Origin of the sequence: Novibacillus thermophilus (assembly GCF_002005165.1) — a bacterium.
Classification (GTDB): Bacteria; Bacillota; Bacilli; order Thermoactinomycetales; family Novibacillaceae; genus Novibacillus; species Novibacillus thermophilus.
Map to the genome: position 1 here is coordinate 255,666 of NZ_CP019699.1, position 14,741 is coordinate 270,406.

Below are 14,741 nucleotides of genomic sequence, written 5' to 3' on the forward strand. Positions count from 1 at the left end.
CATAACAACTAATCTGTGCTCGGCGGGCAGTCGAGCCTGGGAGAGGAGAGGGTTTGGTGTGAAAAGAACTTTCAGCCGTGATGACATTTTGCAATCGGTCGAAGAAAACGATGTGCGTTACATTCGCTTGCAGTTCACAGATTTGCTCGGAGCGATTAAAAATGTTGAAATTCCGCGCAGTCAGTTAGTGAAGGCGCTCGACAACAAATTGATGTTTGACGGTTCTTCCATTGAAGGGTTTGTACGCATCGAAGAATCGGATATGTACTTGCATCCGGACCCGAGCAGCTGGGTCATTTACCCGTGGGGCGGGAAGGAAGGGGCAGTCGCAGGGTTGATGTGCGATGTTTACATGCCGGACGGTACGCCGTTTGCCGGCGATCCCCGCGGCATTTTAAAAAGGGTACTGAAAGAGGCGCACGACCTGGGATTCACGGCGTTCAACGTCGGTCCGGAACCGGAGTTTTTCCTGTTCAAAACAGATGAATCCGACAAGCCGACCCTGGAGTTGAACGACAACGGGGGGTACTTTGACCTCGCCCCGGTCGACCTGGGAGAGAACTGCCGCCGTGACATAGTGCTGACGCTGGACCAGATGGGATTTGAAATGGAGGCGTCGCACCACGAAGTGGCGCCAGGACAGCACGAAATCGATTTTCAGTACGCCGATGCCGTGCAAGCGGCGGACAACATTCAGCTGTTTAAAATCGTCGTGAAAAATGTGGCGCGGCGTTACGGCTTGCACGCGACATTTATGCCCAAACCGCTATACGGAGTGAACGGATCCGGGATGCATACACACCAGTCGCTGTTTCGCGGAAAGGAAAACGCGTTTTTCGATGAAAAAGATGCGCTCGGTTTAAGCGACGTTGCGCGCCACTATATCGCGGGGCTTCTGAAACACGCCCGTGCTTGGACCGCGGTAACGAACCCGCTCGTAAACTCCTACAAACGGCTCGTTCCCGGTTACGAGGCCCCGGTCTACGTCGCGTGGTCAGCCAAAAATCGCAGCCCCCTCATCCGCATCCCGGCCTCGCGTGGCTCAAGCACTCGAGTCGAAGTCAGGTGTCCCGATCCGTCCGCCAATCCGTATTTGGCCCTGTCCGTAATGCTAAAAGCCGGTCTGGACGGCATTAAAAACAAGATGACGGCGCCTGATCCGATAGACTGCAATATTTACGGCATGGATGAATCCGAACGTGTTGAGGCAAAGATCGAAACGTTGCCGTCGACCCTGTACGAGGCGCTGCACGAACTTCGCCAAAATCCAGTCATTTGCGACGCGCTGGGCGAGCACGCCCTGACCCATTTTCTCGAAGCGAAAGAAATTGAATGGAACATGTTCTGCACGCAAGTTCACCCGTGGGAGCGGGAGCAGTATTTACAGAGTTATTAATCTTGTTGACACGGCGTGTGCCGGACTGTCAGGACGGTAGCGTGTATTTTCAGGATAGGAGAACGGATCATGCGGGATACAGGTTACATTCGGAAAATGTTGGCGAACCGAGTCGGGGGCGAACAGTTCGGCCGGGAGCAGAAGATTTACAAGTTCGAAAAAATTAAGCGTGCCAAGCGGTTAGCGAGAAAGAAGCATCCCGACCTTGAACTCATCGATCTAGGTGTCGGTGAACCGGACGCGATGGCAGATGAACGTGCGGTGCGCATTCTGGCGGAAGAGGCGGGAAAGCCTGAAAACCGCGGGTACGCAGACAACGGCATTTTCGAGTTTAAACAAGCGGCGAGCGTTTATTTGGAACGAGTGTTCGGCGTCAACGATGTCGACCCCGAGACGGAAGTCAACCATGTCATCGGCACGAAGTCGGCACTGGCGATGCTTCCCACCGCCTTTATCAATCCCGGAGACATTGCCATTCTCCCGACGCCGTGCTACCCGGTACTCGGCGTGCACACCGAATATCTCGGCGGATCTGTGACGTACCTCCCGGTTTCCGAGGAAAATCAGTTTCTTCCCGATTTAGATTCACTGTCGAAAGACGTGTTGCAGCGCGCAAAATTGCTGTATCTCAACTTCCCGAACAACCCGACCGGCGCGTCGGCGACGCCTGAGTTTTTTCAGAAAGTCGTACAGTTCGCCAAACAAAACGACGTCATCGTCATTCACGATGCGGCGTATGCCGCCCTCGTGTTCGATGGAGCGAAGCCGCTCAGTTTCCTCTCGATCCCCGGCGCAAAAGATGTCGGAGTCGAACTTCACTCCTTGTCCAAATCGTACAACATGACCGGCTGGCGGATCGGGTTTATAGCGGGCAACCCCCTCATTGTCAAAGCGTTTGCCGCGGTAAAGGACAACAGTGACTCCGGTCAGTTTATCCCCATTCAGAAAGCGGCAGCTTACTGTTTGCATCACCCGGAGATCACACACTCGATTTGCGAAAAGTACTCGCGCCGTCACGATCTCCTCATCGAGGCGTTAAGATCGCTCGGGTTTCGCGCTAAAAAGCCACAGGGGTCGTTTTTCGTCTACACGGAGGCGCCTCAAGCAGTTGCGGGCGGGCCGACGTTTGATACCGCTGAAGATTTCACCCAGTACTTGATCATGGAGAAAATGATTTCCGCCGTTCCTTGGGACGACGTGGGCCGGTATGTCCGGTTTTCCGTCACGTTTCAGGCAGAGGGCGAAGAAGACGAGCAGCGGGTTGTGGAAGAGGTGAGACGACGGTTGTCCGACCCCCCGTTTATCTTTTAGATGAGTGAGGGAATCAAAGTGAAATTTACGAAAATGCACGGGATCGGAAATAGCTACGTCTTTGTGAACCTGTTTGAGGAGTCGCTTCTGGAACGACGTGTGTCGTCTTTGGCGCAGCGTGTCGCGGACGTGCACATGGGGATCGGTTCCGATGGCCTCATACTCATCGGGCCATCTGACCGCGCGGACTTTTGCATGCGGATCTTCAACGCCGACGGTTCGGAAGGTAAAAATTGCGGCAACGGCCTGCGATGCCTGGCCAAGTACGTCTATGAACGCAAATTGACAGATAAAAAGAGATTCACAGTTGAAACGCTAGGCGGCATCGTTTCTGTGGACGTACATCCTGACGAAGGGAGAACGGTCTTTTCAGTGACAGTCGATATGGGGGCGCCGCACTTGAGAAAACAGGAGGTCCCGATGGTAGGAGACCCGGACAGCTACACCATCGATGAACGTGTGAATATTGACGGCCAACCGTACTGGTTAACGGTCGTCTCGATGGGGAACCCGCACGCCGTCCTGTTTGTGCCGGACGTCGATGCCGTCCCGGTGAGCACAATCGGTCCCTTAATCGAACGCGCTCCTCTATTTCCCGAACGTATCAATGTAGAGTTTGTCCAAGTGAAGAACCGGAAGGAAATCGACTGTCGCGTGTGGGAGCGCGGCTCTGGGGTGACCCAGGCGTGCGGTACGGGAGCGTGCGCGGCAGTAGTGGCAGGCGTGTTGAACGGACACCTCGACCGTCATGTGCCGGTTACCGTTCATTTAATGGGCGGTGACCTTGAAATCGTTTGGGCAGCCGATTCGCGTGTGTACATGAAAGGACCCGCACACACAATTGCGGATGGAAAATTTGATGTGTAAAAGACGTCTGTCGGGTGATCTGTTTTTGCCTTAGTGTGACGTGAAAATGGGTGTGGCCGAGCCAAAACGTCGTTGCGTCATGTGACGCCATGCTCTTCGTGACCATCACTTTATCCTTTATTCGCGAGGGGATGAAAGATGAATAAAGTAGAGGCGATTATTCGACCTGAAAGTTTTCAAAAACTGAGGCAAGCATTGTTGGGGTTAGGTGTCCGCGGGATGACGGTTTCCGAAGTGGCCGGTTTCGGATTGCAAAAAGGACAGACGGGAGTCTTTCGAGGAAGTGTCTTCGAAATGCAGTTTTTGCCGAAAGTGAAGGTTGAACTTGTGATCGAAGAGAGCAGAGTGGACGCCGTTATTGAAGCGATTAGGAGCAGTTGTGCCACGGGGAAGGTTGGCGACGGCAAAATATTTGTTTACCCGGTGGAAGACGCCGTGCGCATCCGAACCGGTGAGCAAGGTTTGGAGGCACTGACGGGCGAATAACGCATAAGAGGAGATGGTGACATGACCCAAAAGGTTTTGACGGGGAGTATCGTCGGACTGTCCCTATGCTTCATTCACACCTCTGCACTGGCAGCTGACGTATCGGGGGAAACGCTTAAGGTATCTATGGACACGATGTGGATGTTAATCGGCGCGCTGCTCGTGTTTTTGATGCATGCGGGATTTGCCATGCTGGAAAGCGGGTTTACCCGATCGAAAAACACACTGAACATCCTGATGAAGAACGTATTGACCATTTCACTCGGTGCGTTAGTGTACTTTGTCATAGGATACGGCATCATGTTTGGCACCGACGTTGCGTCGTTCATCGGAAGTGACGGGTTTTTTCCAGGTGTAGAAGAAGACATCGGGTTCTTTGTCTTCCAGGCGATGTTTGCGGCTACGTGTGCGACGATCATTTCCGGAGCGGTGGCCGAACGGATAAAATTAAGTAGTTACTTGTTGTTAACCATCGCCTTTACCGCCTTTATTTACCCTGTCGTCGGTCATTGGGTTTGGAGTGACGGGTGGCTGGCTAAGCTCGGGTTTACGGACTTTGCCGGTTCTACCGTCGTGCATATGACGGGTGCCCTGGGGGCGCTGGTGGCGGTTAAGTTTCTCGGTGGACGCATCGGCAAGTACGAGGGCGACAAAGTCAACGTCATTCCCGGGCACAATATTCCGTTAGGAGCGCTCGGCGTCCTGCTGCTCTGGTTCGGCTGGTTCGGGTTTAACGGCGGTAGCACATTGGAGGCTGACCCGGTATTGCTCCCGCTCATTGTAACGACGACCATGCTGTCCGCATCCAGCGGAGTCGTGTCTAGTGCGGTATACTCTCTAATCAAGTACAAGCGGATTGACGCGTCCCTGACACTAAACGGTGCCCTAGCCGGTCTTGTCGGAATCACGGCTGGTACGGCGGACGTTTCTCCGGTGGGGGCGATCGTCATCGGATTGGTGGCAGGAGTTGTGTTGGTCGAATCCGTTCAGCTCATTGACCGCAAATTCAGACTGGACGATCCCGTCGGCGCCATTGCGGTTCACGGTGTTTGCGGTGCATGGGGAACATTGGCCGTAGGACTGTTTGCCACAGACGGCGGTTTGTTTTACGGGGGAGGTGTCTCCCTTTTAGGAATTCAAGCGGTTGGCATTTTGGCTGTGACTGCGTGGACGATCGTGCTCACGACGGTTGTGCTCGGGATAATGTGCCTCATCTATCCGATTCGCGTCCCAGAAGAAGAAGAAATTGAAGGGCTTGACTTTGCAGAACACGGATCTTCGGCATACGACGACCGGGGGAGCTTTTCGCACTATCCCTTTTTCGATTCAGCTCGTTTTGGTGAAGGCCTCGTACAGCGATTGAACAGTCTGGAAGAAAAACAGAGAGACGGAACACCGGCGACGTCGCCGCTTTTGCCTTCTGAATAGACCTCATGCGTGCTGTACGGCATGTACCAAGTGCATCGGGGGAGGACGGAACGAGAACAAGAAGGTGAACGGGTCAGTGGACTACAAAGAGAAGAAAGTGATGACGATTGGCATTGTCAGTGAGTTGACGGGCCTATCCGAAAGACAAATTCGATACTATGAAGTGCGCGGGTTAATCACACCTTCCCGTTCTAACGGAGGAACGCGAAAGTTTTCATTCTCTGACGTCGAGAAATTAGTGGACATTGCCAACAAAATGGAAGACGGATTACAGACGTTTGAAATTAAAGAGATGGAAAGGCGGAAAAGAAGGAAAGAAGAAGAGGCGAAGCGCCGGATGATCCGCGGCCAAATTAATGCCGCGTTTCGTCTGAGAGAGTAATCAACGAGGGAGTAGTGTTCACCGGTAGGCTGAGGCCCACCGGTTATTTTTTGAAGGGAACACCGTTCACGGTATAGAATAGAATTTGCGAGATGCCATCTTTTTGAAGGGAGCGAGATGATTGGCAAGACAGCTGGCACGGTCATTTGAGCGTCCAATCACGAAACAACTGGAGTTGGATTATTTGCTGTACCTTCCGGACGGTTACCGGGAAGATGCTTCACAAGGCTGGCCGCTCATTCTGTTCCTGCACGGTATGGGGCAGCGCGGCGACGACTTGGAACTCATTAAAAAGCACGGCATTCCGAAAATTGTGGAAGAGCGGAACGACTTCCCTTTTGTGGCGGTTTCACCTCAGTGCAAGGAGTCGACCTACTGGCCGATGGAACTGGAATCTTTGATCGCGTTGTTAGATGACGTCGTCGCTCGGTACAACGTAGATGCTGGCCGAATTTATTTGACAGGTCTCAGTATGGGGGGTTACGGGACGTGGTTGTTGGCCACAGCGTACCCTGAGAGGTTTGCCGCAATCGCACCGATTTGCGGCGGTGGTTTCCCTGTCATGGCGTCACGGCTGAAAGACGTCCCGGTTTGGGCGTTTCACGGGGCGAAAGACGAGACGGTCCCCCTTTCGGAGTCGGAGAGGATGGTTCACGCTTTGAAGGCGTGCGGCGGCGAGGTCCGCTTTACCGTTTATCCGCAAGCGGGTCACGACGCCTGGACAGAGACGTACGACAACCCGGAGCTGTACGAGTGGTTTCTTCGTCACAGGCGAAAGTAACAGTGCCTTCACGACGACGTTCAACAACGGATGTGACATTTGACTTGGGGCGGTTTGTGATTGCTTTTACACGATATCTTTTTGAGTAAAGACGGCGAACGCCACGATGAGACAAGCCAGGGCCCATACCCCGAGGACGGTGAGGGAAAACGGCAGTGTCATACCGGGGACAGGCGGTGCTTGTCCGGTTAAGTAATCGGTCAGCTTAAAGTTTAGCATCACCAAGTATTTGGCCGAATCCCAGGAAGAGACGACCGGGCTGAGGAGCATGCCGGAAGACGTCAACGCCATCATGAATCCAATGCCGACAGCCGTATTCCGGACGAGGACAGAGACCGTGAACGTGATCGTTCCGGTGACGATGGCGACAAACCAGCCGAGGCCGTAGGCCATGAGGTTGTATCGCCACAGGGGGACGGGATGGACGTTGTCTGTCTTCAGCTGTTCTCCATCCGACTGGAACCCTGTCAGTACCGGTTCGGTCCAGCCGCTGTAGCCGAGGGCTATCCCAGATACGGTGTAGCAGACGACGCCGATGGCCACGACAAGGAGTGAGGCATACAAGAGGACTGTAGCGTATTTGCTGGCGAGTATTTTCCACCGTTCAACCGGTCGGGTTAACAGTGTCTTAATCGTTCCGTCCGCGAATTCTCCGGAGACGATGTCCGCCGCAAGCACAGTGGCGAAGAGTGGTACTGCGAACGAAATCCCTTCTTGCATGAACACCCGCACAAACGTCGGCGCACCGGGCGTGCGCGGATTGATGCCGTGGTCCAAGTAGTACTGCTGCTGTTGCAGGCGCAGTTTCAAATGGGTTTGGACTTTTTCGGGTAAGCGGTTGGACGCCAACCGGTTTTGCGCGTCGATGATTTTTTGCTGCAGTTCAGCGCGCCAATCGACGGTTCCCGTCCGCTGCATCTGTTCTTGCGTTTCCCGGTACTGGGCGTACGTGAACAGCGATGCCAGGACGACAAGGATCAAGACAATGACAACAAAACGCCGTCGCCGCCCCATTTTGATGATTTCGTTTTGGATGAGGACGGGTAAGTCAGTCAACTTGATCGTCTCCTGTCAACGTCATAAACCAATCCTCCAGGGACGATTTTTCCCGTTCGATGCCGCTGACAGCGACCCCCGCTTTCAGCAGGGCTCGATTCACTTCAGCTATTTTGTCGGCTGGTATTCCCGCCTTCACGGTATCGTCGCTTTCCCGTTTTACAGTGTTGACGTCGGAATGCGATTGCATGACGGAAATCGCTTTTTCTACCGGCTGGAGATGCCATACCGTCGGACAGTGTTCGTCTGTGTTTCGCTTTTGTACCGATGCGACGTGCACCAGGCGTCCAGCGCTTACAATGGCCACACGATCACACATCGCCTCGATTTCACTCAGGATGTGGCTGGAGACGAACACAGTGACACCTTGTCGGTCGGCCAGACGACGGATAAACGCGCGCAATTCGCGCATGCCCGAGGGATCGAGGCCGTTTGTCGGCTCGTCCAAAATGAGGACTTTCGGGTGGCCGAGTAACGCCTGGGCGATACCGAGCCGCTGGCGCATGCCGAGGGAGTACGTTTTCACCTTATCGTCCGCACGCTCCTTTAGTCCAACTTGACGCACGACCTCGTCGATTCGTTCCGCTCCGACACCAAGCATGCGGGCAAACAGCTGTAAATTTTCCCTCCCGCTCATGTACGTGTAGAGGGCCGGATTTTCCACGATGCTGCCCATGTGCCGCATGGCCTGACGAAAGTCCCTCTGCACATCGTAACCGCAAATGCGTATGCGGCCGGACGTCGGTTTGACGAGGCCGGTCATCATGCGGATCGTCGTCGTTTTACCGGCGCCGTTCGGCCCAAGAAAACCGAACACCTCCCCTTCCTTCACTTCAAACGAAAGGTCGTGGACGATGCGCCTTTTTCCAAACGCCTTTGAGACGTGTTGAACCGATATCGTTATCATGACGGGCCCACCTTCACGTCGTTCTCATTTAAAGTGTGCACCGAATACGGCAAAAACATAGCCCAAACGTTTTTAACCTGCACTGGCTTGTGCTATAGTGTAAGGAAAATGACGAGAGCGTACAGCGGGGGAACGCGGATGAAATGCACAGGGTGGCTCGTGACGGCGATAGCGTCCGTTATCTCTTGTATTCTTTTGTTCAGTGGATTCGTAATGAGTATCGGCGAGGTGACTCGTCCACCTGCATCGGACTGGCAGTCCCTAGACACAGGGGACAGGAAGGTTCCCCTTGATGTTGGAGCTTTTTCCCTCGTCGCCCTCGGCGATTCCCTCACCCGGGGGACCGGCGACGACAGTGGCAAAGGATATGTGGGAGTGTTAAAAGAGGCGTTCGAAAAAAGGCACGACAGAGTCATCGTCCACAATTTCGGCGTACAGGGTGCCACACTTTCGGATTTACTCAAGCAAATTGAAGAGAGAGAGGTGAAGCGGACGATAGCCGGCGCCTCAGTCATTACTGTCTCCATCGGTGGCAACGATTTGTTTAGAGGAGGCAGGTCCTTGCAAAATTTTGATCCCGAGGGGTTGTCTTCCATCCAGACTGCCGCTGTTCAGAACATCGACAAGTTGTTCGCCGGCATTCGGTCCGTCAATCAAGAGGCGCCTGTTGTGTACGTCGGCCTGTACAACCCGTTTCCCGAATGGCGAGACGCCAACCTGTATGCGAAAGTTGTCCACGATTGGAACTACCAAGTGTCGCTCATGGCCAGCCAATACGACAATGTGGTGGTCGCCCCGACATTTGACATCATCCGCGACCCAGAGACCGATCTGTACAGCGACCACTTTCACCCGAACGGGAAGAGCTATCAACATATTGCAAGGAGAATACTGGAGGGATTGCCATGACTAGACGGGCCGACAAATGGATCCGCGTCCGTCAATTGGCACAGTCCGTATCGTTTTATGTCGATCAATTGGAGTTCGTACTCGTTGAGAAAGAAGAATCCAAACGTCTCGCCCTTGTCAAGTCGCCTGTTGGTGAGTTGCTCCTCATAGCGGAAGAGGACGTGAAGAGTGACGATCTGTTGCCGTGGCTGGAAGAGTTTTACGATGCACCCAAGGCGGGACAAAGTCTGTACTTCAAGGGAGGTGACGATCTTGTCGCTTACAAAAACCGTCTCCTCGCGCGCATCCCGCACCACCTCAACTGGGAAGAAACCGAGTGGGGACGCATGACGCTCGTCGTTAGCGACCCGGACCAGTACGTGCTTTCGTTTGAAGCGTCTGCGCCAATTTCAGATGAAGAATTGCTGAAACTGTATGAAGCTGCTCCTGAGAGGCTAAAGCGAGCCCTGGAAGGTTTGAAGGAAAGGGACTTGGATCTTTTCCGGGCGCCGGAGAAGTGGTCGATTCGGCAAATCGTATTACATATAGTGGACTCCGATGCAACATCGCTCTCGATCGTAAAATATGCCTTAGCGGAGCCCGGTCGGACGTTTTACGCAAACCCGTACCATCCTGACGTCTGGGCGGAAGGCCTGGACTACGCCAACCGGCCCATCGACGTCGAAGTGGCGTTGTTTGAAGCGATTCGCAAGCACGTCGCGGGTCTCCTTAAACATTTGCCTGATGCCCTGAACCGGACAGTTTTGCTTAAAGGTGGGGAGGAAGTGGTGGTGCGCGACCGGATCCACATGCTCATGGCCCACGCCTTGCACCACATTGAACAAATCTGGGAAACGCGGAAAGTGTATAAGAAATAAAGGGGTGACCTTACGATTTTTTCTGTCGGCTGCGAGTCATTTGCTGCCAGACGGTGCCTTCGGCCGCGTGTCCACTTTCGATCCGCTCCAGGGCCATCTTCACTTGCAGTTGCACTTCGAATTCCGGGTCGTCCTGTGCTTCACGCAGTGCCGGAATCGCCGTTTCGTCGCCGACTTCGTACAAGAAACGGGCAGCGCGCCAGCGCACAATTTTGTTTGGGTCTTTTAAGGCCTCCGTCATCGGGCCGATGGCGGCAGGATCTCCCAGATCCGAGAGGCAGTCACCCGCCGTGCGGCGGATGGTAGCTGATTTGTCTTTCAAAGCCCGGAACAAGTGGGGCAAGACGATCGGGTCTTCCACCATACCGAGGTAAGCGACGGCCAGTCGCTTCACTGACAGTTTCGCATCGTTCATCGCTTTGACGAGGACGTCCACGCTTTCCTTCGACGGTCGAACCTGTTCCAGTGCCGCGTAGCGCACTTTCCAGTCAGGATCGTCTAGTCGTTCGGCCACTTCCTCAAGGGACAGTTCCTCCAGGGTGGCAACAGTTTTTTCCGGTTCGAGGGCCCGTGTGACGAGCCGTTCAAGCCGGTTGTCATCGTAAGCCGCGGCAATTTCTTCTGCCACCTGTTTGCCGACGTCGTCCATCTCCCCGTAGCGTACGCCCCGCTCTTCCCACTTTCTCTCTAAAATGTAATTGTCAGACGTGTGCTGAATCTTCATGACCGCCTGGCGGAACCGCTCTGGAAGGGCGAATCGCCTTTCTTCCGTACCATCTGTAAGCTTGATTTGAATAGGGATGCCTTTAAACATTTGGACAAGCACGTTGACCTCGCCGAAGGCGTTCCCTTGGACGGCGTCGGATACGGCCTGGGCGGAGGCGCCGTCTTCTTCAAACACTTGGCGCACTTGTGACAAGACGTCTTGCCAATCGGCCTTCGGGTACCGTTCCACGGAGATAAAGTCGGCCACTTGAAACACGCTCTTCACGCCGTCAATGTTCAACAGTTTGCGCACGTAATCAGGAGCTTCTGCCCAATTTTCCTGGGTGTACGTCCCTTTACTTCGTCGGGGATGCGTTCATCCATGTTCAATTTCATGTTGTTTGGGCTGGGCGTCGGTTCGATGGATACAATTTTCATTCGCTGCGCCTCCTTTCATCGTTCTCCCACTAACTATACCATAAGCCCTATTTTGGAAAAAACACACTTTAAGAAGCGGAAGAAACGGAGGTTTCATACAATAGCAGCGACAGTGTGAAAACTCAAGCGGCTGCAATACCGTTATAGATACATAAAAGAGAAATAAACAAAGGAGTCGGTTGGAAAGGGACAATTGATGAAGGTTTGTTCAGAGGGCGATTCCCGTGACCAATTTGAACAGACTCACGAAGGGGGATTTTTCATATGAAAGGGATTGTCCTGGCCGGGGGTAACGGCACGCGGTTGTACCCTTTAACCCGCTGTATTTCCAAACATTTGCTCCCGGTCTACGAGAAACCGATGATCTACTATCCGTTGTCCGTACTGATGCTCGCAGGAATACGGGACATCCTTATTATTTGCAAACCGGAAGATCAACCGCGGTTCGAGCAATTGCTCGGAGACGGCTCGTCTATCGGTATTTCGCTTTCATACGCCGTTCAGCCGGAGCCTAACGGGTTGGCAGAAGCTTTTCTCATCGGAGAAGATTTTATCGGAGAGGACTGTGTGGCCCTCGTATTGGGGGACAACATTTTTTACGGTCAAGGCTTCACGCCCCTTTTGCGCAAAGTCGCCAGGCGGACGTCCGGCGCCACCGTGTTCGGCTACCGGGTGAAAGACCCGCATCGGTTCGGCGTCGTGGAGTTTGATCAACACCAGAATGTGGTATCCCTCGAAGAGAAACCACAACGTCCGAAATCGGATTTCGCCGTAACCGGTTTATATTTTTACGACAACGACGTCGTTGACATCGCGAAAACGATTCGACCTTCTGAGCGGGGGGAGCTGGAGATCACCGATGTCAATCAAGCGTATTTGAAAAGAGGGCAATTAAAGGTCGAGCTGTTAGGGCGGGGGTTCGCCTGGCTCGACACTGGCACGCACGAGTCGTTGCTGGAAGCGTCGCAGTTCATCGAGACAATTGAGAAGCGGCAAGGCTTTAAAGTCGCGTGTCTGGAAGAGATCGCTTACTACATGGGGTATATTACCCGCGAACAGTTGTACGCATTGGCAGAGCCGTTAAAACAGACCAATTACGGCCGCTATTTGCTGGAGGTGGCTGAGAGGGAGAGCGCCCAACACTACTGGGCGCAGACGGACGCCGATTACCGGAAGGAGCTGATGAAATATGCCTGAACAGACGTTACTCGTCACCGGAGGAGCTGGCTTCATCGGTTCCAACTTTATTCCTTATTTTCTGAACCGTTACCCCCAGTACCGCATTGTAAACGTGGACAAATTGACGGCTGCTGCCAGTTTGAGTCGACTGAAAAGTGTGGAGGGTCATCCCCGGTACCAGTTTATACGAGGGGACATTGCGAACCGAGAACTCATGGCGTTCGTGTTCACGCACTTTGACGTGAAAGGTGTGATCCATTTTGCCGCCGAATCCCACGTCGACAACTCCATTGCCGACCCGGAAGTGTTTGTGCGCACAAACGTCCTTGGAACGTTTACCTTGTTGGATGTGGCGAGGACGCACTGGATGGAGGAACCTTTCCGCTACCGCGACGACTACCGCGGCTGTCGTTTCCACCACATCTCGACAGATGAGGTGTACGGCACACTGGGGAGGACGGGCTTTTTCACCGAGGAGAGTCCGTATGCTCCGAACAGCCCGTACAGTGCCAGCAAGGCGAGTTCGGACATGCTGGTGAGAAGTTACCACCACACGTACGGCCTGGATGTCGTCACGACGAACTGTTCCAACAACTACGGACCGAAACAGCACAGCGAAAAATTCATCCCGACTGTTATCCGCAAGGCCCTTGCCTTCGAGCCGATTCCGATCTACGGGGATGGGAAAAATGTCCGCGACTGGCTGTACGTGTTGGATCACTGTAAAGGCATCGACCAAGTGTTCCACCGCGGGAAATCCGGCGACGTCTACAATATCGGAGGGAAGAACGAGTGGGAGAACATCGAGGTTGCCCGTAAAATATGCGACATTTTAGACCGCCTCGTTCCGCCAGATTCGAAGGGGGCGGCAGTCAAAAGCTACAAAGAGCTTATTCAATTTGTGAAAGACCGGCCGGGACACGACAGACGGTACGCCATCGACGCATCGAAAATAGAAAACGAACTCGGATGGCGGGCGGAGGAAGATTTTGAGAGCGGCCTCGCCAAGACAGTGGAGTGGTATGTCGAACATGCAGAAGGATAAGCCTTTCATTTCCGTTGTCACACCTGTATACGGCTGTAATTCGTGTCTCGGCGAACTGTACCGCCGCTTGAAAGCGACGTTGGCAGAGATCACGGCGAACTACGAAATTGTATTTGTCAACGACGCCAGTCCGGACAACGCCTGGGCGACGATATGTGCGCTGGCTGAAAAAGACAGGAGAGTGAAGGGGATTAACCTGTCGCGGAACTTCGGACAGCACCGGGCGATTACCGCCGGGCTTGATTTTGCAGACGGCGAATGGGTCGTGGTCATGGACTGCGATTTACAAGACCGGCCGGAAGAGATTTTACGCCTGTACCGTAAAGCGTTGGAAGGTTACGATGTCGTCTTCGCCAGACGCCACGAACGGCAGGATCGACTGTGGAAACGGTGGACGTCTATTTGCTTTTACCGGGTGTTAGACTTTTTTACCGAACACCGTTCGGATCACACAGTGGCCAATTTCAGTATCAGCTCCCGTACAGTGGTGGACAATTTTCGCAACATGCGCGAACAAAACCGGATCTTTCCCCTTTTTTTGCAGTGGATGGGATTTAATACGGCGACGATTGATGTAGAACACAGTAAGCGGTATGCGGGAAAGTCGTCTTACACCTTAAGCAAACTGTTTCATCTGGCGATTGATACCATTGTCTCCCAGTCCAACAAACCGCTGCGCCTGTCCATCCAGTTCGGGTTTCTCATATCTTTCGCATCACTGCTGTACGGGTTGTGGCTCATGTACCGTTACTTCTTCCTCGCCCAGCCTGTACCTGGCTGGACGAGTGTCATGGTGTCCATTTACTTCATCGGCGGTCTTTTGTTCGCCAATTTAGGTATTCTCGGACTGTATATCGGAAAAGTGTTTGACGAAGTGAAAAACCGGCCGTTGTACGTCATTCGGGACAAGGTTGGATTTGATAAGGACAAAGGGCGTGAAGTGTTGAAGCAGGTGGATTCGCTGTAAGAAAATATTCGGTTGCAAAGGAAGTGA

General features: G+C 53.5%; 14 protein-coding genes and 1 pseudogene. 12 read left to right on the forward strand and 3 right to left on the reverse strand.

Annotated elements, in window-relative coordinates:
- The first annotated feature begins 58 nt into the window (after positions 1-58).
- From glnA to B0W44_RS01475, 7 genes are all read left to right on the forward strand, one after another.
- A complete protein-coding gene (gene glnA / locus B0W44_RS01445) occupies positions 59-1,396 on the forward strand; it encodes a type I glutamate--ammonia ligase (protein ID WP_077718464.1) in 1,338 nt (445 codons plus the stop codon).
- Between the two features lie 69 nt (positions 1,397-1,465).
- Complete coding sequence (locus B0W44_RS01450) at positions 1,466-2,707, forward strand: LL-diaminopimelate aminotransferase (protein ID WP_077718465.1); 1,242 nt, start codon at positions 1,466-1,468, stop codon at positions 2,705-2,707.
- Entirely contained in the window at positions 2,708-3,574 is an 867-nt protein-coding gene (gene dapF / locus B0W44_RS01455) for a diaminopimelate epimerase (RefSeq protein ID WP_077718466.1), read from the forward strand. It begins immediately after the preceding gene.
- Positions 3,575-3,712: 138 nt separating this feature from the next.
- Positions 3,713-4,060, forward strand: coding sequence for a P-II family nitrogen regulator (locus B0W44_RS01460; protein WP_077718467.1), 348 nt, complete (start codon positions 3,713-3,715; stop codon positions 4,058-4,060).
- Between the two features lie 21 nt (positions 4,061-4,081).
- A complete protein-coding gene (locus B0W44_RS01465) occupies positions 4,082-5,488 on the forward strand; it encodes an ammonium transporter (protein ID WP_077718468.1) in 1,407 nt (468 codons plus the stop codon).
- 76 nt (positions 5,489-5,564) lie between these two features.
- Positions 5,565-5,870, forward strand: coding sequence for a MerR family transcriptional regulator (locus B0W44_RS01470; RefSeq protein WP_077718469.1), 306 nt, complete (start codon positions 5,565-5,567; stop codon positions 5,868-5,870).
- Between the two features lie 121 nt (positions 5,871-5,991).
- Positions 5,992-6,651 carry a carboxylesterase family protein gene (locus B0W44_RS01475; protein ID WP_077718470.1) on the forward strand — a complete coding sequence of 220 codons (660 nt, stop codon included), beginning with the start codon at positions 5,992-5,994 and terminating at the stop codon, positions 6,649-6,651.
- 66 nt (positions 6,652-6,717) lie between these two features.
- On the opposite strand, the gene B0W44_RS01480 is transcribed toward B0W44_RS01475, so the two are convergent.
- Both B0W44_RS01480 and B0W44_RS01485 read right to left on the reverse strand, forming a co-directional pair.
- On the reverse strand, positions 6,718-7,707 hold the full coding sequence (locus B0W44_RS01480) for an ABC transporter permease (RefSeq protein WP_418304065.1): 990 nt from the start codon (positions 7,705-7,707) through the stop codon (positions 6,718-6,720).
- Entirely contained in the window at positions 7,700-8,614 is a 915-nt protein-coding gene (locus tag B0W44_RS01485; RefSeq protein WP_077718472.1) for an ABC transporter ATP-binding protein, read from the reverse strand. The genes B0W44_RS01480 and B0W44_RS01485 overlap by 8 nt, the downstream gene beginning before the upstream one ends.
- Before the next feature lie 138 nt (positions 8,615-8,752).
- Between B0W44_RS01485 and B0W44_RS01490 the strand changes: the two genes are divergently transcribed.
- Together B0W44_RS01490 and B0W44_RS01495 are read left to right on the forward strand one after the other, a co-directional pair.
- Entirely contained in the window at positions 8,753-9,523 is a 771-nt protein-coding gene (locus B0W44_RS01490) for a GDSL-type esterase/lipase family protein (protein WP_169835364.1), read from the forward strand.
- Positions 9,520-10,380 carry a VOC family protein gene (locus B0W44_RS01495; protein WP_077718474.1) on the forward strand — a complete coding sequence of 287 codons (861 nt, stop codon included), beginning with the start codon at positions 9,520-9,522 and terminating at the stop codon, positions 10,378-10,380. The genes B0W44_RS01490 and B0W44_RS01495 overlap by 4 nt, the downstream gene beginning before the upstream one ends.
- Positions 10,381-10,390: 10 nt before the next feature.
- Here the strand turns inward: B0W44_RS01495 and B0W44_RS01500 are convergent.
- Positions 10,391-11,523 (reverse strand): annotated as a pseudogene (locus B0W44_RS01500) (conserved virulence factor C family protein).
- 264 nt (positions 11,524-11,787) lie between these two features.
- Between B0W44_RS01500 and rfbA the strand changes: the two are divergent.
- From rfbA to B0W44_RS01515, 3 genes are read left to right on the forward strand one after another with little or no spacing between them, the layout of a single operon-like run.
- Positions 11,788-12,720 (forward strand): glucose-1-phosphate thymidylyltransferase RfbA, encoded by a 933-nt coding sequence (gene rfbA / locus B0W44_RS01505; RefSeq protein WP_077718475.1) that lies wholly within the window; start codon positions 11,788-11,790, stop codon positions 12,718-12,720.
- Entirely contained in the window at positions 12,713-13,747 is a 1,035-nt protein-coding gene (rfbB, locus tag B0W44_RS01510; RefSeq protein ID WP_077718476.1) for a dTDP-glucose 4,6-dehydratase, read from the forward strand. The genes rfbA and rfbB overlap by 8 nt, the downstream gene beginning before the upstream one ends.
- A complete protein-coding gene (locus B0W44_RS01515; RefSeq protein WP_077718477.1) occupies positions 13,734-14,714 on the forward strand; it encodes a glycosyltransferase family 2 protein in 981 nt (326 codons plus the stop codon). Before rfbB ends, B0W44_RS01515 begins: the two co-directional genes overlap by 14 nt.
- Positions 14,715-14,741 lie beyond the last annotated feature (27 nt).